This window comes from Pedobacter sp. KBW01 (assembly GCF_003852395.1).
GTDB lineage: Bacteria > Bacteroidota > Bacteroidia > Sphingobacteriales > Sphingobacteriaceae > Pedobacter.
On sequence record NZ_QAJQ01000030.1, the window covers coordinates 26,181 to 48,410 of the forward strand.

19 protein-coding genes are annotated in these 22,230 nt (G+C 38.6%); 16 read left to right on the top strand and 3 right to left on the bottom strand.

The window, feature by feature from the left end; genetic code table 11:
• Positions 1-20 precede the first annotated feature (20 nt).
• From cmk to DBR40_RS23410, 7 genes are all read left to right on the top strand, one after another.
• A complete protein-coding gene (cmk, locus tag DBR40_RS23380; RefSeq protein ID WP_124562158.1) occupies positions 21-701 on the top strand; it encodes a (d)CMP kinase in 681 nt (226 codons plus the stop codon).
• 379 nt (positions 702-1,080) lie between these two features.
• Positions 1,081-1,911: a DUF1080 domain-containing protein gene (locus tag DBR40_RS23385; protein WP_124562159.1), complete on the top strand. Its 831-nt coding sequence runs from the start codon at positions 1,081-1,083 to the stop codon at positions 1,909-1,911.
• 182 nt (positions 1,912-2,093) lie between these two features.
• Entirely contained in the window at positions 2,094-3,077 is a 984-nt protein-coding gene (locus tag DBR40_RS23390; protein ID WP_124562160.1) for an SH3 domain-containing protein, read from the top strand.
• Positions 3,078-3,631: 554 nt separating this feature from the next.
• A complete protein-coding gene (rpsA, locus tag DBR40_RS23395) occupies positions 3,632-5,566 on the top strand; it encodes a 30S ribosomal protein S1 (RefSeq protein ID WP_124562161.1) in 1,935 nt (644 codons plus the stop codon).
• A 335-nt stretch (positions 5,567-5,901) separates the two neighbouring features.
• Entirely contained in the window at positions 5,902-7,566 is a 1,665-nt protein-coding gene (locus DBR40_RS23400; protein WP_124562162.1) for a beta-N-acetylhexosaminidase, read from the top strand.
• 264 nt (positions 7,567-7,830) lie between these two features.
• Positions 7,831-8,307, top strand: a complete 477-nt coding sequence (locus DBR40_RS23405; protein WP_124562163.1) for an RNA polymerase sigma factor — start codon at positions 7,831-7,833, stop codon at positions 8,305-8,307.
• A 1-nt stretch (position 8,308) separates the two neighbouring features.
• A complete protein-coding gene (locus DBR40_RS23410; protein WP_124562164.1) occupies positions 8,309-8,908 on the top strand; it encodes a hypothetical protein in 600 nt (199 codons plus the stop codon).
• On the opposite strand, the gene DBR40_RS23415 is transcribed toward DBR40_RS23410, so the two are convergent.
• Positions 8,897-9,823 (bottom strand): AraC family transcriptional regulator, encoded by a 927-nt coding sequence (locus tag DBR40_RS23415; protein ID WP_124562165.1) that lies wholly within the window; start codon positions 9,821-9,823, stop codon positions 8,897-8,899. The genes DBR40_RS23410 and DBR40_RS23415 overlap by 12 nt on opposite strands.
• A 235-nt stretch (positions 9,824-10,058) precedes the next feature.
• Here DBR40_RS23415 and DBR40_RS23420 point away from each other — a divergent pair, with 235 nt between their 5' ends.
• From DBR40_RS23420 to DBR40_RS23430, 3 genes are all read left to right on the top strand, one after another.
• Positions 10,059-11,564, top strand: coding sequence for an aldehyde dehydrogenase family protein (locus DBR40_RS23420; protein WP_124562166.1), 1,506 nt, complete (start codon positions 10,059-10,061; stop codon positions 11,562-11,564).
• A 101-nt stretch (positions 11,565-11,665) separates the two neighbouring features.
• A complete protein-coding gene (locus DBR40_RS23425; RefSeq protein ID WP_124562167.1) occupies positions 11,666-12,040 on the top strand; it encodes a DUF779 domain-containing protein in 375 nt (124 codons plus the stop codon).
• 212 nt (positions 12,041-12,252) lie between these two features.
• A complete protein-coding gene (locus DBR40_RS23430) occupies positions 12,253-12,453 on the top strand; it encodes a hypothetical protein (protein WP_124562168.1) in 201 nt (66 codons plus the stop codon).
• A gap of 3 nt (positions 12,454-12,456) precedes the next feature.
• Here DBR40_RS23430 and DBR40_RS23435 read toward each other — a convergent pair whose 3' ends face one another.
• Entirely contained in the window at positions 12,457-12,858 is a 402-nt protein-coding gene (locus tag DBR40_RS23435) for a thiol-disulfide oxidoreductase DCC family protein (RefSeq protein WP_124562169.1), read from the bottom strand.
• Positions 12,859-12,981: 123 nt separating this feature from the next.
• Here DBR40_RS23435 and DBR40_RS23440 point away from each other — a divergent pair, with 123 nt between their 5' ends.
• From DBR40_RS23440 to DBR40_RS23465, 6 genes are all read left to right on the top strand, one after another.
• The gene (locus tag DBR40_RS23440; RefSeq protein WP_124562170.1) at positions 12,982-13,803 is read left to right on the top strand and encodes an aminotransferase class IV; all 822 of its coding nucleotides are present in this window, start codon (positions 12,982-12,984) and stop codon (positions 13,801-13,803) included.
• A 122-nt stretch (positions 13,804-13,925) separates the two neighbouring features.
• Positions 13,926-14,471: a bifunctional pyr operon transcriptional regulator/uracil phosphoribosyltransferase PyrR gene (gene pyrR / locus DBR40_RS23445; protein ID WP_124562171.1), complete on the top strand. Its 546-nt coding sequence runs from the start codon at positions 13,926-13,928 to the stop codon at positions 14,469-14,471.
• Between the two features lie 7 nt (positions 14,472-14,478).
• Positions 14,479-15,408, top strand: a complete 930-nt coding sequence (locus DBR40_RS23450; protein ID WP_057933671.1) for an aspartate carbamoyltransferase catalytic subunit — start codon at positions 14,479-14,481, stop codon at positions 15,406-15,408.
• 290 nt (positions 15,409-15,698) lie between these two features.
• A complete protein-coding gene (locus tag DBR40_RS23455) occupies positions 15,699-18,722 on the top strand; it encodes a tetratricopeptide repeat protein (RefSeq protein WP_124562172.1) in 3,024 nt (1,007 codons plus the stop codon).
• Between the two features lie 58 nt (positions 18,723-18,780).
• Positions 18,781-20,424 (top strand): TonB-dependent receptor, encoded by a 1,644-nt coding sequence (locus DBR40_RS23460; protein ID WP_233603971.1) that lies wholly within the window; start codon positions 18,781-18,783, stop codon positions 20,422-20,424.
• A gap of 226 nt (positions 20,425-20,650) precedes the next feature.
• A complete protein-coding gene (locus DBR40_RS23465; protein WP_124562174.1) occupies positions 20,651-21,913 on the top strand; it encodes an erythromycin esterase family protein in 1,263 nt (420 codons plus the stop codon).
• Here DBR40_RS23465 and DBR40_RS23470 read toward each other — a convergent pair.
• Complete coding sequence (locus tag DBR40_RS23470; protein WP_124562175.1) at positions 21,899-22,078, bottom strand: hypothetical protein; 180 nt, start codon at positions 22,076-22,078, stop codon at positions 21,899-21,901. The two genes, DBR40_RS23465 and DBR40_RS23470, sit on opposite strands and share 15 nt — an antisense overlap.
• Positions 22,079-22,230 lie beyond the last annotated feature (152 nt).

The window sequence follows — 22,230 nt, forward strand, 5'->3', positions numbered from 1 at the left end:
TTTTTTACCTTTGTAACAGAATGAAGAAAAACTTGGTTATAGCTATTGATGGCTATTCATCTTGCGGAAAAAGCACCCTGGCAAAGGCATTGGCTAAAAAATTAGGTTTCATTTATGTAGATAGCGGGGCAATGTACCGTGCCGTTACCCTATATTTTTTGCGTAATCACATTGATATTACCAACGATGCCAAAGTTGAAGATGCTTTACAACATATTGAACTAAATTTCCATTCGCGCGATTACGAATCGCATATTACCCTGAACGGCGAAGAAGTTTCTGAAGAAATCCGTTTAATGCCAGTTTCAGAAAATGTTAGCGAAGTTTCTGCCCACAAAATTGTACGCCATGAAATGGTAAAACAACAGCAGCGCATGGGCAAATCGAAAAACATTGTGATGGATGGCCGCGATATCGGCACTACCGTTTTCCCACATGCATCGGTTAAATTCTTCATGACAGCCGATCCAAAAATAAGAGCCGAACGCCGCTTTAAAGAGCTGGAGAGCAAAGGCAACAACTATACCACTTTGGAAGAAGTTTTTGAAAACCTGGCCCACCGCGATTATGCCGATACCACCCGGAAAGAAAGTCCGCTGATTAGAGCAGAAGATGCTATCATTTTAGACAATACTGATTTAACACAAGAAGAGCAACTTACCTTCGCGCTATACCATGTGGAACCCTTTTTGGCTCATTAGTTAACGTTGTGGTTTTATAGGTTATTAGTCGATAGCCAATAGCCTGATTTAACTGTAAACTAATAATTGCCAGCTGAATACTTTGGAAAAAACATTCTCTATGTTAATCCGTGCATCTGTGGCTAAATAGTTCATTTATCAATAGCCAATTCCAACTGATAAATGCTAACTGTTTACTGTTATTTAGTCAATAGCCTTAATCCAATTGAAAACTGAATTGCCAACTGAATACATTGGAAAAAATAATTTCTGTGTTAATCCGTGCATCAGTGGTTAAATGGTTCATTTATCGATAGTCCTAATCCAGTTGCAAACTGAATTGCCAACTGAATACATTGGAAAAAAATTCATATTTTTAGCACCTAACCCAAATGCAAATATGAAATTAAGATCAATGTGCCTAACGGCATTATTTTTAGTTACTGCAACGTTATGTGCCAATGCCCAAAAAGGCTGGATTAATCTTTTCAACGGAAAAGACTTAAAAGACTGGAACGTTAAAATTTCTAAACACGATTACAAAGAAAATTATGCCAATACTTTCCGTGTTGAAGATGGCTTAATGAAAGTAGGTTATGATGGTTATAAAGAATTTGACGATCAATACGGCCATATTTTTTACAAAAAACCTTTTTCGGCTTATCTTCTAAAAGTAACCTACCGTTTTGTTGGCGAACAGGTAAAAGGTGGTCCTGGATGGGCATTTAGAAACAGTGGCGCTATGTTGCACTGCCAGGATCCGGCAACAATGTTAAAAAACCAGGATTTCCCAATCTCTATTGAAGGACAAATTTTGGGCGGCGACGGCGAACACGAACGTCATACCAGCAATGTTTGTACACCAGGCACCTTAATTAATTATAATGGTAAATTATTTACCCCACATTGTTTAGATTCTAAATCGAAAACCTATGCCGGCGACCAGTGGGTAACCGCAGAGTTTTTAGTTTTAGGCGATTCGGTAATTAAACACATTATAGGTGGTGAGGTAGTTCTAGAATACACTAAACCGCAAATTGGTGGTGGCAGTGTTTCTAATTATGATCCCAAAGCTAAAGTTGATGGCAAACCATTAACCTCAGGTTACATTTCTTTACAAAGCGAGAGCCACCCGATTCACTTTAAATCGGTACAACTTTACGACCTTGAGCCTTACATGAAAGACAAGGCTAAACTGGATAAAGTACTGGCAAAAATTTTAAAAGAGTAATTTTTACAATACCTGATTATAAAATAAGGGTGGTTTTACAGCTAAAGACTGTAGCCACCTTTTTTAATTCTTATCTTAACGTATTAAAAGTATTTCCTAATTTTGGAGCACTTAGCACGATGTTTGCTGTCAATGTCGTTGCCATATTTTTTTATTAAACTGCTTTGCGCAACCCCATACCTATGACCAGAACCTTATTCCTGTTTTTTGCCTTTTTTATGCTCTCGCTTACGGTTAATGCACAAGACATGTACCGTGTTACCGCTGATAAATTAAGGGTTAGGGAAAGTAAAGATGCGAAAAGCAAGATTGTTGGCTTTATTCCAAAAAACGAAAATATTGCCGTTTTAGATGCCAGCGACGCAAAGTTTTACAAGGTAAAATTAAAAAATGGTGAGGGCTGGGCAAGCAAAGACTTTTTAGAGAAAATAGCCCCTGCAGCAAAACCTGCCACACCTGCTACCAATACTCCGACGCCAAATACACAAACACAAACAGCTCCAGGTAGTGACGATATGTATCGGGTAACAGCCGATGATTTACGTGTACGCGAAAAGGCTGATGCCAAAAGCAAAATTGTTGGCTACCTGCCTAAAGATGAAAATGTGGCCGTTATCGATTCTTCTAATACAAGTTTCTACAAAATAAAAGTTACCAATGGCGAAGGATGGGTAAGTAAAGAATTTTTGATTCGGGTTTCTCCTGTAAAAGCTGCAACACAAAAACCTACAATTGCAGCCTCTGTACCGCAATCGAGCAAAGATTATTCGGGTGTTATTTTTATCGCCGTGGTGGCGGTTATTTTGTTTGCTATTTTATACTTTTCATTTAAGTATGCCAGCGGCAACAAATTCATTATTGGCTTCTCAGTAATTGTTATTTTAGTGGTGGGCTATTTTTGCTACATCACATTTGTAGCAGAAAAAGTAGTTACGGGCACATTTGCCAGTGGCGAAGACATTCAGTATAAATCTTTCAATTTTAAATCGAAAGATTCTGTTACTGTGAGCGATGCTTACAACGATTCTATTTTCACCTCTAAATATGTGATTGATGGCGATATGATTAAATTATACGACCAGCAAAACACCATTATGCTATTAATCAGGGATGAACAAACTTTGATTGGTGAGGGTTTTACGAGAGGGACGTTTACCAAGAAATAAATCCGGAATCATCAAACGTTCCTACGGAACGAAAAAACATATCCCCGCACACGCGTTGCTACTACCCGTGATTCGTCCCTCTGGGACGAACTGTTAAAATTTGCTGTATTTTCTTGTACCGTCCCAAAGGGACGAATCACGGGTAGCAAATAACATTTTTCTTATTTGCTTGATGGAAATTTATGCACAACCCATCGTTTGTAAACCCGATAGAGCGGGATAGCCCGCATCCCGATATTTCATCGGGAGAGGACTATAAGCGATAGCGGGACTACACTTACCGATTATTGCTGCACGTTCATTTTCAAATAATTGGCTAATAATTTGTTTGAATTTTTTAAAAAATTGCCTAAGATGCTGAAATAAATCCGATAACCGCCGGATCATGGCGTCGGTAGTTAAGCGATTGTTTTGGATTAAAAAGGTCTGTTATGGTTTAGTTAATTCTTAAATAGCTTAAAATCAGCGATATTTATTAAAAAAAACTTTTCCATAATTAAAAAAAGTATTACCTTTGCAGTCCCTAAATAGGGAAAAAAGGAGATAATTAATTAATGGCTAAAAAACAAGTAGCAGAAAAAGAATTAGCAGCTAAAACAGCTGAACTTCAGGGAGAAGGCGGACGCCTGACTGAAAAAGAAACGATTGAATCAGAAGCTGATTTAGTTTCGATCGAATCAATCAAATCATCATTAGCAACACCAAGCGAAGATTTCGACTGGGATGCAGATGAAAAAGTTTTTGGTAACTACAATGAAGCAGACCGTAAAAAGTTTGAAGATATGTATGCAGGAACATTCAACCAGATCACTAAAGGTGAAATCATCAGCGGTATCGTTGTTTCAATCAACAACAAAGATGTAGTATTAAACGTAGGTTTCAAATCAGACGGTTTAGTTTCTACTTCTGAGTTCCGTGATACACCAGATCTAAAAATCGGCGATTCAGTTGACGTATTCGTTGAAGCACCAGAAGATGCTAACGGTCAATTGATCCTTTCTCGCAAAAGAGCTAAAACCCAAAGATCATGGGAAGCAATTAACGAGGCGCTTGAAAATGATAGAATCATCAATGGTTTCGTTAAGAGCCGTACTAAAGGTGGTTTAATTGTTGACATTATGGGCGTTGAGGCTTTCTTACCAGGATCTCAAATTGATATTAAACCTATCCGCGATTACGATGTATACGTGGGTAAAACAATGGAATTCAAAGTTGTTAAAATTAACCATGAGTTTAAAAACGTAGTAGTTTCTCATAAAGTGTTAATCGAAGACGATTTAGAATCACAAAAAGTAGAAATCGTTTCTAAATTAGAAAAAGGTCAGGTATTAGAAGGTACTGTTAAAAATATTACTGATTTCGGTGTGTTCATCGATTTAGGTGGTGTTGATGGTTTACTTCACATTACTGACATTTCTTGGGGCCGCATAGAGCATCCGAAAGAAGTATTATCATTAGATGAAAAAATCAACGTGGTTGTTTTAGATTTCGATGATGAGAAAAAACGTATCGCTTTAGGCTTGAAACAATTAACTCCACACCCTTGGGAAAACTTAAGCGCTGACATTCAAGTTGGTTCTAAAGTAAAAGGAAAAATCGTAACTGTTGCAGATTACGGTGCTTTCTTAGAAATCATCCCAGGTGTTGAAGGTTTAATCCACGTTTCTGAAATGAGCTGGTCGCAAAACTTAAGAAACCCACAAGAGTTCTTAAAAGTTGGTGACGAGATCGAAGCTGAAGTTTTAACTTTAGACAGAGACGAGCGCAAAATGAGCTTAGGTATTAAACAATTATCTAACGATCCATGGCAAGAAGTTGCTGCTAAATTCCCAGTAGGAAGCAAGCACAAAGCAACTGTTAAAAACATGACTAACTTCGGTGTATTTGTTGAAATCGAAGAAGGTATCGATGGTTTAATCCACATTTCTGACTTATCATGGTCTAAAAAAGTTAACCACCCTAACGAATTCACTAAAGTTGGTGATGTATTAGACGTAGTTGTTTTAGAATTAGACGTTGATAACCGTAAATTAAGCTTAGGTCACAAACAATTAGAAGAAAACCCTTGGGATACTTTCGAAACGATCTTCACTTTAGATTCGGTTCACCAGGGTACTGTTGTTAAAGTAACTGATAAAGGTGCTGTTATTGCTTTACCATATGGTGTAGAAGGTTTCGTACCAACTAAACACATGGTTAAAGAAGATGGTACTTCAGTTAAAGCTGAAGAAACCAATGACTTCAAAATCATTGAATTCAACAAAGAAGCAAAACGTATCGTAGTATCTCATGCCCGTATCTGGGAAGAGGTTAAAGCTGAAGCTGTTGCTGAAGAAAGAGCAACTAAGAAAAAAGAAGCTAAAGCTGCTGTAACTGCGGTTAAAAAAGTTAAAGATTCTGTAGAGAAATCTACTTTAGGAGACTTAGACGTATTGGCTCAATTGAAATCGCAATTAGAAGGCGAAGAAAGCAAAGCTAAAAAAGGCTAGTTCTTTTTAACTGATAAATTAAATCCCGATAGCGAAAGTTATCGGGATTTTTTTTGCCCCATCGAGTTACCGTCATTTCGAGCGGAGTGCAACGAAGTCGAGAAATCTTTGTGGATAGATCTCTCCATTTCGCTGCGCTACAGTCGAGATGACGACCACTCTAATGGAATCTTTCAATGGTTGGCACGAAACATGACAGCATATTTAATGATGCCACAAAAAAAGGATTTCACGATTATCGTGTTTATGTAACAAATACTCCGTTCTTCCATACTTATCTCGTACATCCCTCCTATTATTACTACTTTTGAAAGGCGTAACCTAGCCTTTTCAGTATGAGAAAAATTATCTTTTTGTTTCTGATCCTTATTTCGTTCAAAATTTCGGCACAGGAAGTGAATATCATTCCACAGCCAGCCTACCTGGATATAAAAAAAACTCAGAAACCTTTTATAATCGACGCAAAAACTCAGATTGTAGTTATCGACTCTGCATTAACTCCTTCGGCTGATTTTCTTAACGATTATCTTCAAAAATACTATAAACTAAAACTAAATATCACTAACGTTACCCCTGGCGGAAACTTTATAAAACTGATATCCAATACAAGAATCAGCGAATTTGATGACGCATACAGCCTTATAGCCTCTGATCAAAATTTAGCCATTATTGGCACATCAAAACCGGGGGTATTTTATGGCATCCAATCACTTCTTCAGCTTCTGCCAGCCACAGCAAGCCAGCAAATCGCTGTTCCTTCACTTGTAATTGCCGACCATCCCCGCTTCGATTACCGCGGCATGCATTTGGATGTGAGTCGCCATTTTTTTGATGTAGCCTTTATTAAGCAGTACATTGATTATTTAGCCCTGCATAAAATGAATTACTTCCACTGGCATTTAACAGATGACCATGGCTGGAGGATTGAAATCAAAAAATATCCTAAACTAACCGAAATCGGAGCATGGCGCAATGGCAGCATTATTGGTTTATGGCCCGGAAAAGGCAACGAAAATATTAAATACCAGGTGTTGCCCAACGAAATTAAAATTACGCCAAAAGATGCAGTAATTAAGACCGATGGCATTCGCCATGGTGGCTTTTACACCCAGGAACAGATTAAAGAGGTGGTTGATTACGCCGCAAAACGTTACGTTACCATTATACCTGAAATTGAAATGCCGGCACACAGCATGGCTTTATTAGCGGCTTATCCCGAATTAGGTACCGAACCTAATAAAAAATACGCAGTGGCCGAAACCTGGGGTATGATGAATAAATACAATAATGTATTACAGGCTTCTGATACAACCTTTAAGTTTTTAGAAAATGTTTTAACAGAGGTAATGGCCTTATTCCCCTCCCCTTATATTCACATTGGTGGCGATGAAGCCTCGAAAGTATGGTGGAAGCAATCGACAGCCTCCCAACAGGTAATGAAAGCCAATGGTTTGAAAAATGAGAGTGAATTACAAAGTTATTTCATCCGCAGGATGGAAAAATTTGTTAACAGCAAAGGCAAAACCATTATTGGCTGGAACGAGATTTTACAGGGTGGTCTGGCCCCAAATGCAGTGGTAATGAGCTGGCAGGGCGAAAAAGGTGGTATTGAGGCCGCAATGCAAAACCATAAAGCCATTATGACCCCTGAAAACAAAATGTACTTTAATCACGGTCAGTTTGTAAAAGAAGATAGTTTAACCGCGAGTACACCATCACTCCTTGCAGATGTTTACAACTACGAACCTGTACCAGCAGAATTAAACACCGAACAGGCTAAATACATTTGGGGTGCACAGGGTTGTTTGTGGAGTGAATATATTACCAACCCGGCTAAAGTACAGTACCAGCTTTTCCCCCGACTGGATGCTTTAAGTGAAGTTTTGTGGAGCCCGAAAGAAAAACGCAATTATCCTGATTTCCAAAAACGCTTAAAAGCGCAGTTTAGGCGCTACGATTTGATGGGCATTACCTATTCGAAAAGGTACCTTGCAAATTAATTTTAATTGGCTGTAATTTTTTGAGGCTATTGCTTACTAACTGTTCAAAATTAATTAATCAGTTATTGAAGCAATATGGAAACCAAAACCTCAAAACTCGGAACAACAGCATTTTTAATTTGTGTAGTAAGCTGCACCAATTTACCCTACTTTTTAAAATATCCGTTATTGCTTGTGGCGGCAATATCTTTGGTTATCGGAATCTACCAATATCAGAAAACATTTAAATCGACGGCTAAACCAGCAGACCAAGCTAAATAAGGTATGATAGCAAAATCTTATCTCGATAAACTTGAAGCGCATAAAGGCATTATCTATAAAATGGTAAACCTATATGCCGATGATGAGGAAGACCGTAAAGATTTGTACCAGGAAATTGTTTTCCAAAGCTGGCAGGCCTACTCCCGGTTTAAAGGCAATGCCCAATTTTCGACCTGGCTATATAAGCTAAGCTTAAATGTATCGCTCTCTTTTTTAAGCAAACAGCAAAAACAAACACAGCTTAAATCAAGCGAAACATTCAATCATTATTTTGAACCACCCGAACTATCTGAACGAGCCGATTGGTTATACCGTTGCATTAAACAATTAACCGAGATTGACCGTAGTATCGTAATGCTCCACCTCGATGGTTTCGATAATACCGAAATAAGTGAAATGATGGGTATCTCCAGAAACCATACCAACGTGAAATTACACCGCATTAAACAACAATTAACCACACTCTTAGCAGGTAAATAATATGAATTTAGAACAAGAATGGCAAAACCTGAGTGTAGAATTTAACTCAAAAGCCAACCAGATAGAAACCTCAAAGCTCACCATCGATGAAAAAGCGCATAGCCTTTTACAGGAACTGATTTTTAAACTGAGGTGGAAATTGAGGTGGATCAGAATCATTGACCTCCCGCTTTTAGCACTGGCCATATTTGTTAGCGGAGATTTAAAAATATTGTTACTGCTCATCGTGGTTACCTATGAGATTTGCAGATTCCTCGGTCTGCGCGATTTCAACAAAATTAAAACGGCCGTAGATTACAATGCCAATGCCAGGCAGGTACTTACCGATAATTTTAATGCCATAAGAAAGATTTTACGGGGTGAAACCATTTTCGGGTATATCTTTTTGCCATTGGCTGGCCCCATCGGCTTGCTGGCATACCGCTTATATGTACACCATACCTTTGAACAAGTAATTCACCTACCTAATTTTTTTATCCAAATGGCCTTGCTGGCACTGGTTGGTATTCCTTTTATCTGGCTTACCAAGCGAATGAACAACAGTATTTTTGCCAAACCCTTAAAACAGCTGAGCGATAAGCTAAATAATTTAATGGATTAACTGATTGGCCACCTGTAATTGATAAGCACCTGGAGTAATGCCCACAATCTTTTTAAACGTGCGGATAAAATAATTAGCATCGCTAAAGCCCAGTTCGTAGCTAATAGACGCTACTTTACCTCCCGGCTGCGATAAAAGGATTTTGGCTTTATTAATTTTTTCAGTCAGAATAAAATCGTTCGGGCTTATGCCCAACTCACGTTTAAACAGGCGGTAAAAGGTAGCTTTGCTCATGCAGGCCTTATCGCTTAAACTGTTAATGTTAATCTTTTCGTTTAAATTAGCCTTAATGTAGTTCAGCACAAAAGCCAGTGGATTATGGTTAGGGTTATGGGCATCGCTACTTAAAATATTCAGGTTCTGGGTCTGCATAATCCTCACCAACAGCTCTTTTAGGGTTAAATCGGCCAGAATATCTTTTTCCTTTGAACGTTCGGAGCAAATGCGAATCACTTTGTTAATCAGGTAAGCAATTTCCTCATTGTTGTAGAAATGATATTGATCGTAATTTAACAACCACTTTTCGTTACTCCCTTCTTTCGGAAAAAACTCGTTTAAATAAGCAATGGTTTTCTTAATCTGATCCTGATCTATAGCCAGTGCAATACACTGGGTAGGGTTTACACTGGTGGCTTCAGGAAAATCGATTTTCATGGTTACTGCTGGCGGAACGATAACCGTTTGGCCCGGAAAGTAGTCAAATCCTTTTTTATCGAACAAGTGCATTACCTTTTTGCCCCTAAGCATACTGGTAATCACAAAATCGTTAAAAGTAAGGGGAACTCTGTACGATTCGGTATAGGTTTCAAAAACATTTAGCTCGCAACGCTCTAGGGTATAAGAAGTACGATTCTCCACCAACGTTTGCAAACTTTCCGTTTTACTTAAACTTACCTGATCCAATACATGTGCCATAACAATAAAGATTTGGTTAGTGAGCATTACTCTACTCAAATATAAAGGTATTTCGGCAAGCTTTGCCACACTGCAACAATAATGCTATTGGTTGAGGCAATTATACTATCATCGCCACACAATTGCCAGTAGGTTTGTATTAACCAAATCTTAAAACCGCAAAGAAAACAGAAAGGGTATTTTTTTTCAAAAACACCAAAAGTTGTTTTCGAACCACAAAAATTCAATAATAATTATGGAAAACTTAATTGAAAAACCGGTATTCAAATCCCACTACGATAATTACATCGGCGGAAAATTTGTAGCGCCGGTAAAAGGTGCATATTTCGACAATGTCTCTCCTATTGATGGAAAAGTATTTACCAAAGCCGCACATTCTACCAAAGAAGATTTAGCCCTTGCTGTTGATGCTGCACATGAAGCATTTAAAACCTGGAGCAAAACCTCTTCAACCGAAAGGAGCATTATACTCAATAAAATTGCCCAGCGGATGGAAGATAATCTTGAATACCTGGCAACAGTTGAAACGATTGATAACGGTAAAGCCGTGCGCGAAACCCTGGCTGCTGATTTACCCCTGGGTATCGATCATTTCAGGTATTTTGCCGGTGTAATCCGCGCAGAAGAAGGTTCACTTTCCGAGTTAGATCATAATACTGTATCCTTAATTGTGCACGAGCCCATTGGTGTGGTAGCACAAATTATCCCATGGAATTTCCCGCTGTTAATGGGAATCTGGAAACTCGCTCCTGCCCTTGCTGCCGGTAATTGCGTGGTTTTAAAACCTGCCGAAAGTACACCGGTATCGATTATGATATTAATGGAGCTGATAGGCGATTTACTGCCTCCAGGGGTAGTTAATGTAGTAAACGGTTTTGGCGCAGAACTTGGCCGTGCGCTGGTTACCAATCCAAAAGTATCCAAAGCTGCCTTTACAGGCTCTACCCCAACCGGACGCCTGGTAATGCAGTATGCAACTGAAAATATCATCCCGGTTACCTTAGAATTGGGTGGTAAATCGCCCAATATCTTCTTCAGTTCGGTAATGGCCGAAGATGATGCCTTTTTAGATAAAGCTATTGAAGGTGCGGTAATGTTCGCTTTAAATCAGGGCGAAATCTGTACCTGCCCTTCCCGTTTGCTGGTACAGGAAGATATTTATGAAAAATTTATCGCCAAAGTAATTGAGCGTACAAAGGCCATTAAAATTGGTAGTCCATTAGATCGTACTGTAATGATGGGCGCACAGGCTTCGAAAATACAATACGAAAAGATTGCAGCATACATTAAACTAGGTAAGGAAGAAGGTGCTGAGGTATTAACCGGAGGTGAAGTAAATGAGTTAAGCGGCGACTTAGGTGGTGGTTACTACATTAAACCCACCATTTTTAAGGGCCACAACAAAATGCGGATTTTCCAGGAAGAAATTTTTGGGCCGGTGCTGGCTGTTACAACTTTTAAAACTGTTGAGGAAGCCATTGAGCTCGCAAACGATACCTTATATGGTCTCGGCGCCGGCGTTTGGACCCGCGATGCGCACGAACTTTATCAGGTACCGAGAGCCATTCAGGCAGGCCGTGTTTGGGTAAACCAATATCATGCCTACCCTGCAGGCGCGCCTTTCGGGGGCTACAAGCAATCGGGTGTAGGTCGCGAAAACCACAAAATGATGCTAGGCCATTACCGCCAGAGTAAAAACATGCTTATTTCTTACGATAAAAATAAACTAGGTTTCTTTTAGCGAAAACATTAAATCTCACCGTTGGTTAATTTGATTGCGGCAGGTTTATAACTGGATCTGCCGTAATTTTTACTCTAGAGAATTTTACCCCAAAAGCTATCATGATCAATCGGATTGAAAGTACAACAAAAGCAAAGGAACTAATTGCAATACTTAAAGAAAAATATGGTGAACTGATGTTTTACCAGGCGGGTGGTTGTTGTGAAGGTACACAGCCACAATGTTTCGAAAAAGGGGGGTATTATTTGCGGATGAATGATGTTTGTCTTGGAGAAGTAGAGGCTTGCGAATTTTGGGTAGACCGCGACCTTTTCGAATACTGGCAGTTTTCGCACTTTACACTCGATGTGCTCGACGGTTTTGGTGTGGGTGGCTTTTCATTAGAAACCCCACTTCAAAAAACATTTAAAATACATTACCGCTTATTTACCGAAGCGGAATTAAAAAATTTAGCTCCAGTAAAAACGGCAGAGTAATTTTTGGTTTATTTGGTTTAAATAGAGTCAGTTTGGAGCTTTCCGGCTGACTTTTTTGTTTTGTGTTATGTCATCCTGAATTTATTTCAGGGTCTTTTAATTCGATAAATATTGATCTCGATCTTAAATCTTGACCGCATGTGGTACACGACTCTGGAGAATTCATGCATAATTTTAAAAATAAATGCAATATTTGCATTCAAATTCAAACCATGAGGAAAGTATTTGCTGTAATCTGCACCCTTATTACACTTTTTGCCATTAAAGAAGCGGTATATGTATTTACATCTACTGAGCCAGATATGATTAAACAAAAAGCAATCATGATTGTAATTGCATTAAGCATCTGCATTCCTTTAATTATTCTCTCGTTGTGGCTTTGGTCGCCACGCAAAAAGAATAGTGGCCAGTAGCAACTACGAATAAAATTTACTTTTTAAGCCGGACGTTGGTACCCAACAGCTTTCTTCTTTGCCCCACCACTTGTATCGGTTTTGGGCTACGATATTATAAAACCAGTCTCGTACAAACTTAGGGATGATAATAAAACCATAAAGCAATGGCCAGGCCCCATTTAATTTTTTGGCAATTCTTAATGCTGCAGAAGATTTGGTATACAATTTCCCTTCTTCTAAAAGTAACACAGTATTGAGTTGAGTTAGATCGACATTAAATTTTGGAAGTACTTCTTTGGCCAATTCGCCCTGAATAGCTGTAAAACAAAACTGATCATTTTTATCGTGCGCAATAACAAACTGAACCGATGCATTGCAAAGGTTACACACACCATCAAAAAAGATTATGGGTTTGTTAAACATGGTTAAAATTAACAATTAACGTCGGTATAAAAATCAGGCTTTTGTATTATTAACGTGTATTTCTGCCGAAAGTTTAGTAATTAAAGTTTAATTTTAAATATCTTATTCAATATAAGCAGTGCGATGTATATTTCTATAAACAACAAATTGTATCCGGCAGAAGAGGCCAGTATTTCAGTCTCCGACTTATCTGTACAAAGGGGTTTTGGTATTTTCGATTTCCTTAAAACGATAAATCATAAGCCAATTTTTATCGACAATTATTTCGACCGCTTTTACCATTCGGCAGAGGAAATGAATATGGAAGTGGGTTTTGACCGCTCGAAACTGCGCGAAAGCATAAACCAGCTAATGGAGAAAAACAATATCCCCAACTCCGGTATCAAAATAATTTTAACCGGTGGTTTTGCTGACGATGGCTATACCATGAGCAAACCCAACCTGGTTATTACGCAAACACCATTAGAGGTTAATCCTGATCCTTTTAAAAACCCCTTGAAACTGCTTACCTACAACCACCAGCGCCAGTTGCCCATGGTTAAAACAATCGATTATCTGCAGGCCATCAGGCTGCAATCTTTTGTTAAAAACAGTGGTGCAGAAGATTTATTGTACCATAATAACGGCCTCATCAGGGAGTGCCCCAGGGCAAATTTCTTTATTGTAACCGACCACCATATCGTTACGCCTAAAACTGAAATTTTAAAAGGAATTACGCGGAGCAAAATTTTAAGTCTCGAAATTGAAGGCTACAAAATAGTTGAACGAGATTTTCAGCTCGAAGAATTGTACACTGCAAAAGAGGCCTTTATTAGCAGCTCGACCAAAAATGCCTGGCCCGTGGGTGTAATTGATGGCAAAGAAATTGGCAATGGCAATTTTGAAGTGGTAAAAGAGATAAACAGCAAGCTACTCGAACTGATTGACCAATATCAGCAACAGTGAGTATAAAATATTGCAATTGATAATAACTGAAACTTAATAATTTAGCAAACGAAAGCTAAAACAATCAGCATCCGGCTTTACAACCTTAAAACATTTTTATATATTTGCCCAATCCTTCTTCAATGCAAAAGAAAACACTTCTTGACGGACAAAAAATTCAGATTACAATTAAGAGGCTATGCCATCAGTTAATTGAAAACCACGACGATTTCTCGAATACCGTTTTAATTGGCATTCAGCCGAGGGGTATCTTTTTGGCCGACCGTATTCACCAGGAATTACAAACCATCCTTAAAAACAAGAAAATACTAAAGGGTAACCTTGATATTACTTTCTTCAGGGATGATTTTCGCCGTAAAGACGGACTGGTTACCGCAAGCAGCAATTCTATCGATTTTATTATCGAAGGCAAAAAAGTAATCTTAATTGATGACGTACTTTGGACCGGCAGAACCATCAGGGCAGCACTTGATGCGCTGTTAGCTTATGGCCGCCCAGAAAAAGTAGAACTTTTGGTTTTAATCGACCGCAGGTTCAGCAGGCATTTACCAATCGAGCCCGATTATATTGGCCATCAGGTAGACAGCCTCAATTCGCAACAGGTAAAAGTAACCTGGACAAGCGAAGGAAGTGAAGACAAAGTAGTTTTATTATCGGAAAAACAATAAATAAAAAATGGCAGCAGAAAAATTATCAACCCGACATCTTTTAGGCATTAAAGATATTAACCGGAATGATATCGAATTGATTTTCGAAACTGCAGATAATTTTAAGGAAGTGATAAACAGGCCCATTAAAAAGGTCCCTTCACTTCGTGATATTACTATTGCCAACATTTTTTTCGAAAACTCTACCCGAACCAAGCTTTCTTTCGAGCTTGCAGAAAAAAGACTTTCGGCCGATGTAGTTAATTTTGCTGCTTCATCTTCGTCGGTAAGCAAAGGCGAAACCCTGATTGATACGGTAAACAACATTCTATCTATGAAGGTAGATATGGTGGTAATGCGTCATCCTTACGCAGGTGCCGGTCAGTTTTTAAGCAAACACGTTAAAGCCCAGATTGTAAATGCAGGTGATGGTGCACACGAGCACCCTACACAAGCTTTGCTTGATGCTTTCTCTATCCGCCAGAAACTGGGTGATGTGGCAGGCAAAAAAGTAGTCATTGTGGGCGATATCCTGCACTCACGCGTAGCCATTTCCAACATCCTTTGCTTACAGCGTTTAGGCGCCGAGGTAATGGTATGCGGCCCTACCACGCTAATTCCTAAACACATTCACCAGCTGGGTGTAAAAGTAGAACATAACCTGATTAAAGCCCTAAACTGGTGCGATGTAGCCAACATGCTACGCATTCAGCTGGAGCGCCAGGATATTAAATATTTCCCTTCGCTAAGAGAGTATGCCATGATGTATGGCTTAAATAAACAGATCTTAGATAACCTCGATAAAGAAATTATCGTAATGCACCCAGGCCCGATTAACAGAGGTGTGGAGATTACCAGCGATGTAGCTGACAGTAAACAATCCATTATCCTGGAGCAGGTAGAAAACGGCGTTGCCATCCGGATGGCAGTATTGTATCTGCTGGCAAGCCAGGGTTAGGTTTGGCGGTTAGCGTCTGGAGTCTAGTCACTAGTCTGGAGTCGGTTTTCGTTACAATTAACCGATTTAACCAGTTAACCAATTAATGAGGTTAAACTGTTAAGCAATTTCGTTTACACGATAAACCTACCAATAAACCAATAGCAAACGGTTACTTTTCCACATTCGTCACCCACACGATACCAAACCTAAAAACCTATCGTTTATTGCTGTTATTAACAGATGTTAATTACTTCTGTTGATAAGCTTTGATACTATTTCTAATTTAGTACCAACCATATTTGAAACCAATGCAGAAAAAATACTTACTAATTCCGCTATTTGTAGCAGGAGGTTTTGGCGCCTACGCCCAGGTTAGCGCCGTGCAAAACCTTAACAAAAACTATCAAACCGGCTTAGAATTATTAGACAAAGAAAAATATACGGCTGCCGCACAACAGTTTAAACTGGTTGAGCTACAACGTTATAAACCTTCTACCCAAACCGAGAGCAATGCCGAACTTTCGCTTTTAAAAGAGAATGCAAAATTCTATGCTGCAGTTTGTGCACTCGAATTAACCAATAGCGATGCTGAAAGTCTGTTTCAGGCGTTTATCCGCGATTATCCGCTAAACCCGAACACCAAACTGGCTTATTTTTATGTTGGAAAAACTTATTTCAACCAAAAAAACTATAAAAAAGCTTTAGAGTGGTTCGAAAAAACCGATCCTTCTACCCTTTCGGGCAAGCAAAGAAACGAATACCAGTTTAAGCAGGGTTATGCCTATTTCGAGCTTAAAGATTTCGAAAAAGCAGAGCCTTTATTCGAGAAAGTTAAAAAAGAAGAAGGTGCTTTTCAGGAAAGTGCCACCTACTATTTTGCTTACATCAATTATTTAAACAAAGAGTATAAAACTGCCCTTGCCAATTTCGAAAAGTTAAAAGGCTCGCCAACTTACGAAGCCAGCTATCCGTATTACATCACTTCGATGTATTATTTAGATGAGCGTTACGATGATGTAATTAGCTATGCTTTACCGGTTATGCAAAAAACCAAGCAACAGTTCGAACCAGAAATGCTGAGTTTGGTTGCTGCTTCTTACTTTGCAAAATCTGAATTTAAAAATGCAGAAAAGTACTTTGCTGAGTTTTATGCAAAAGATAAAAGCGAGACTAAAAACAATCTTTTCATTTACCAGTATGGCTACTCTTTGTTCCAAAACAAGAAATACAAAGAATCGGTAACAGTTTTAGAAAAGCTAAATACGGATGATATTTACCTGCAAAACGGTATGCATACCCTGGGTAAAGCTTTTATCCAGTTAAATGATAAACCAAAAGCCCAAAGTGCCTTTTTCAGGGCTTCGCGTTTAGATTTCGATAAGGCGATTCAGGAAGAAGCCTGGTTAAACTATGCCAAATTAAGCTACGAGCTGGAGTTTCACCAGCAAGCGCTTGAAGCAACACAGGGTTTCTTAAAAACTTTCCCTAAATCGCGCAAAATAAACGAAGCCAAAACTTTATTGGGTGAAGTATTGCTTACGACCAAAAACTACCAGGCGGCAGTTGATATTTTGGAATCGATTCCGGATAAAACTTTAGAAGCTAAAGAAGCTTACCAGAAAGTTACCTATTTCCGTGGATTGGAGTTTTACAACGAGAGGGCATTCCCTAATGCATTATCGATGTTCTTACGTTCGGAGAAATTTGCTGAGGACAATGAAATACATGCTTTAAGCACCTACTGGAAAGCCGAATCCATGTACGAGCTACGCAAATATGGCGAAGCTGTAAGTACTTTTGAGAAGTTTTTGAAAATGCCTGATGCCGACAAGACCGGAGTTTACAATTTTGCGAACTACGCGCTGGCTTATGCAGCTTTTGAAGATGAAAAGTACAGCAAAGCCGCCAACTATTTCGAGAAATTTTTAGCCGGTAACGATAAAGACCAGAAAACCATCGATGATGCCACCATCCGTTTAGCGGATTCTTATTTCGTAAATAAGAACTACGGCGATGCGATGGCTAATTATAACAAAATTATAAACAGGCACACCAGTGCTGAAGATTATGCCACTTTCCAGAAAGGGATGATCCAGGGATTGGAAAACCAGTACGATGCTAAAATTGGCACCATGCAGAGTTTGCTTTCTAAATTCCCGAATTCGAATTATGCCGATGATGCTGGTTTCGAAACGGCCTATACCTATTTCAACAAAGGCGACTTCGATAAATCGAAATCCGATCTGGTTGCCCTGGTAGCCAAATACCCGCGCAGCAGTTATGTACCGAAAGCTTTGGTAACAATTGGTTTGGTCCAGTATAACCAGGATCAGGACGATGCCGCTTTAGAATCATTTAAAAAAGTAATTACCGATTATCCAACTGCTGATGAAGCTAAACAGGCAATGGAATCGATCAAAAACATTTATGTAGATCGTGGCGATGCCAATGGTTTCATTACTTATGCCAACACTACCCCGCTGGGTAATTACTCGAGCAATGAACAGGATAATATCGTTTTTGCTGCCGTTAATAACTTGTACTTAAAAGGCGATGCCAACGGTGCTTTCCAGGCAGTTAATGCTTATTTTGATAAATTCCCTAAAGCCAACCACGAGAAAGAAGCCAAATTTATCAGAGCCGAATCGCTGGTAAAATTAAAACGTCCGGATGAAGCTATTCCGGATTACGAGTTTATCTTAAACGACTGGACCAGCGATTACACGGAACGTTCATTGGTTAGCATTTCGCAGTTGTTCCTCGATCAGAAAAAGTACAACGAAGCCATTGTTTACTTAAAAAGACTAGAAACTACTACTGATTATAAATCGCACTATAGTTTTGCCATCAACAACCTGTTAAAGGCTTATACGGCCTTAAACATGCCAGATGACATGCTAAAATATGCGCAGCTGACTAAAGATTCGGAAAAAGCCTCTGAAGAAGAGAAAAACAGCTCGGGCTTATTCTCTGGTAAAGCTTATTTATTAAAAGGAGATACCACAACAGCCGTGAAAGAATTTAAAAATGTAGTGGCAAAAACCAAAACGATTGCTGCTGCTGAGGCAAAATACAATCTGGCTTTGGTAGAGTATAACAAAGGCGATTACAAAACCTCATCTAAAACCTGTTTCGATCTGATCAACAATATGGCCTCTTATGATTATTGGGTAGCTAAATCATTCATCCTGCTATCTGATAACTATGTGGCCCTGAAAGATAATTTACAGGCAAAAAGTACACTTCTCAGTATCATTGATAATTACGACGGTAAGGATGACATCATCCCTACAGCCAAAGAAAAACTGGAAAAACTAAACAAGAAGAAGTAGCAATATGAAATCGATTAAATATATATATAGTTCACTGTTTTTTTTAGCTGCTGGATTAATGACTGCACAGGCGCAGGATAAAAAGCCTGAAGAAAAAACTGCCGTAAACGAGGAGATTGAAGTGGTTCGCCCCTATAAGCCAATTTTGGCAGAGGCAGTAAAACTGAGAAGAAGTCCGAACCTGGATGATGTTAAAACCTACAAGGCCAAACTGAACTACAGCATTACCGATAGAAAACTGGAATTGAACAGTGATATCCAAAAGCTACAAGCCCAGGCCCTTGCCGAAGAAAAAGCAAGTATATTGGTAAATAATTATGTTAAAGGTGCCTTTGGTTCGCTGGCTACACTTTTGGGCGAAGCTTACTTTAATACAGGCAAAGACGAAGGCTTACAACTTGGTGGCTATTTCAGGCATTTTAGTCAGGAAGGAAAGCTGAATAAACAGAACAGCAGCAGTCAGCAACTGAGTGTTTTTGGCCGCAGCATATTAGATGAAAATACTTTTAGCGGCAAGCTTAATTTCGAGCGCAATGGCACCTATTTTTACGGTATTGATGATGCGCGCCCAACGTTAAACCCTAACCCTGAAAAGCAGGCGCTAACCTTTGTAGAGTTGGAAGGCGAAATGGTAAAAAACTTTACCGAAGACCAGGATGCCTTTAGCTATGCTTTAAAAGCTAATGGTTATATCTGGGGCGATAAGTTTAGCGCCAAAGAAAACTATTTTAGCCTGAATGGTTATTTAAACAAGCGTATCAGCTCGTTCAATTTAGGCTTGGCGGCTTCAACCGAATTTGGCAATACCAAAGATGCTTTAACCAGTGTGGGCAACAATTTATTGCGCTTAAACCCTTATATCCGTTTGCAGGTTAATGGTGCAAAAATTACAGCAGGTATTAATTTTGTGCAGGAATTTGGTGCTTTTAGCAGTTCGAGGATTTTCCCTGCCGTTACTGCCGATTTTACGCTGATTCCAGATTATCTGCAGGTTTTTGGTGAGGTAAAGGGCGATGTAAACAGAAACTCACTTAAAGGTTTAACCGATGAAAACCCATGGTTAAACAGCAATATCAATATTAGAAATACTGTCGAAAAATTAAGCTTTAGTGCAGGTATTAAAGGAACCGGCGGACCAGGTTTTGGTTACAAAGCCCGTATTTATGTAAAGCAGTTTGATGATATGCCACTGTTTGTAAACAACTATACCGACTTTAATAAGTTTGATGTGATTTACGATTTCGGTAAAACCAAACTTACCGGTTTAGAGGGCGAAATCTCGGTGCAGGTAAGCGACGCCCTGAAATGGACTGGAAAACTAAACATCGACGATTGGAAACCTGCTCAGGAAACTTATTCGTGGTTTAAACCAGGCTTAAAAGTAAGCTCTAACTTTGTTTATACTTACAACAAAAAATTAAGCTTTAACGCTGCTGTGGTTATTCAAGACGATGTAAAAGCGAAATTATATATTGCTAACCCGGTTAACCCGCAACAGTATGTGGTGCCGAATACTTCGATCGAATCAATTGAAACCATTAAAGGTTTTGTTGATCTGGGTATTGGAGCAGATTACAGGATTAACAATAAATTCTCTGTTTTTGCTAAAGCAAACAACATTTTGAATAAAAATTACAACAGATACCTGTTTTATCAGGTAAATGGGTTTAACATTTTTGGTGGATTGACTTATTCTTTTTAGGATAGGAAACTCCTGATGTCTGCCAAGGTAATGCCTAGCAAAACTTCAGAAATTTAACCATAACAAAAAATGCCTTCCGCAATCGGGAGGCATTTTTTGTTATGGCTGTTTAGTAAAAGCCAGATTGCAAAAGGTCTGTTATCGAAGAACAAAATAGTTGGAATGACAGATATCAGTGAGTTAAAAACATTATCTTTCAATTTTTTAACTGATCAAATAATAAACCATGTTAAACCGATTATTAGCCTGCGCACTTATCTCAATTGTTTTTTCGGCATGCGTACAAAAAGATATAAAACAATTTGTAGCAGATGAGCGGGTTGATATTAAAACCATATCACCGGATTCGACTAATTTTTCTGAATTGCAGGCCATTGGAAAAGCAATTGGAGATTCGAGGGTGGTGATGATGGGCGAACAGGATCATGGCGACTCACCAGCTTTTATGGCGAAAACAAGATTAGTCAAATATCTTCACGAAGAGAAAGGATTTAATGTTTTGGCATTTGAAAGTGACTTTTTTGCATTAAATGAAGGCTGGGATCGATTGGAAAAACAAAAGTCTAAAATTGATCCTTTCCTATCGGGCAATGTATTTAGTATGTGGAGCAAATGTAATTCTTGCGAGGATTTATTGTACAATTATGTGCCAAAAACTTTTAGAGATAAAAATCCACTAATCATATCTGGTTTCGATAATCAGATAACTGGCAGCTACAGCGATATAAATTTGAAAACATTTATCAACAATTATTTAAAAGGAAAAAAGATAAACTACACTAACACTGAAAAATATAAAGTAGATTTTCTTTCTTTTATCGATTCTATAACGTACAATAAAAACCTTCAAAAACAGCGAAAATTTAAGGAAGCACTACAACAAATCAGCCACGAACTTTCTGCAGCTGATCCTACGTCTTTTGAAACGATGCTACTTAAAAGTTTAATGGCATTAACTGAAAGTGAGATTTCTTTTTTAAGCAAAAAAAGTGATGATTCTGAAATTAGGGATAATCAAATGGCAGAGAATTTAAAATGGCTCTTAAAATACAAGTTTCCAAAAGAAAAAATAATTATTTGGGCACATAATGCGCATATTATTAAACACCCCGAACTAATCAAAAACTCAAAATGGCACAATAGTAAAGAGACGAAAATTATGGGCAATTTATTCACAGCCGATCCACAGCTTAACGAACAAACTTATATTCTGGGTTTTAACTCCAGGATTGGAAGCTCTGGCATAATTAACCACAAAAAGTATGCTGTAGAGCCACCAGCTAAGAACAGTTTCGAAACCTGGATTCCTGAAACGGTACCCTATACTTTTGTAAACTTTAAGCAGTTTCGTAAAGAAAATCCGGGCAATAAAAAACCTTTCCTTATGAAGGGCGTGTATCATTTTACTGAATCGGCATCATGGACGGATATTTACGATGGCATTTTTTATATCCGGGAGATGTATCCTTGTGCCTCAGTGGTTAAATAAATTATAGGTAAAATACTTTTTCACATCAGCATCCGCTATCCTGGCCACAGTATCTTTATAATACTGAGAGCTGTTCAGGACTCCGCTTAACGGGTAAATCACCCTTCTGAAAATTGTACCATTGGTTATATTACCTTTATAATTTACCGGAAAAGCTTTAGTCATTTGCTTGCAGGTATACCATTTCTCTATTTATCTACGTTATGTTTGGGTAGATACAGGTATGATTTTTGCGAAAAGATAATTTAAATCGTTATCATCCATAAAAAATCATATCTTTCTTGTATTCAATTTTTTAACCGAAAATTAAAAATATG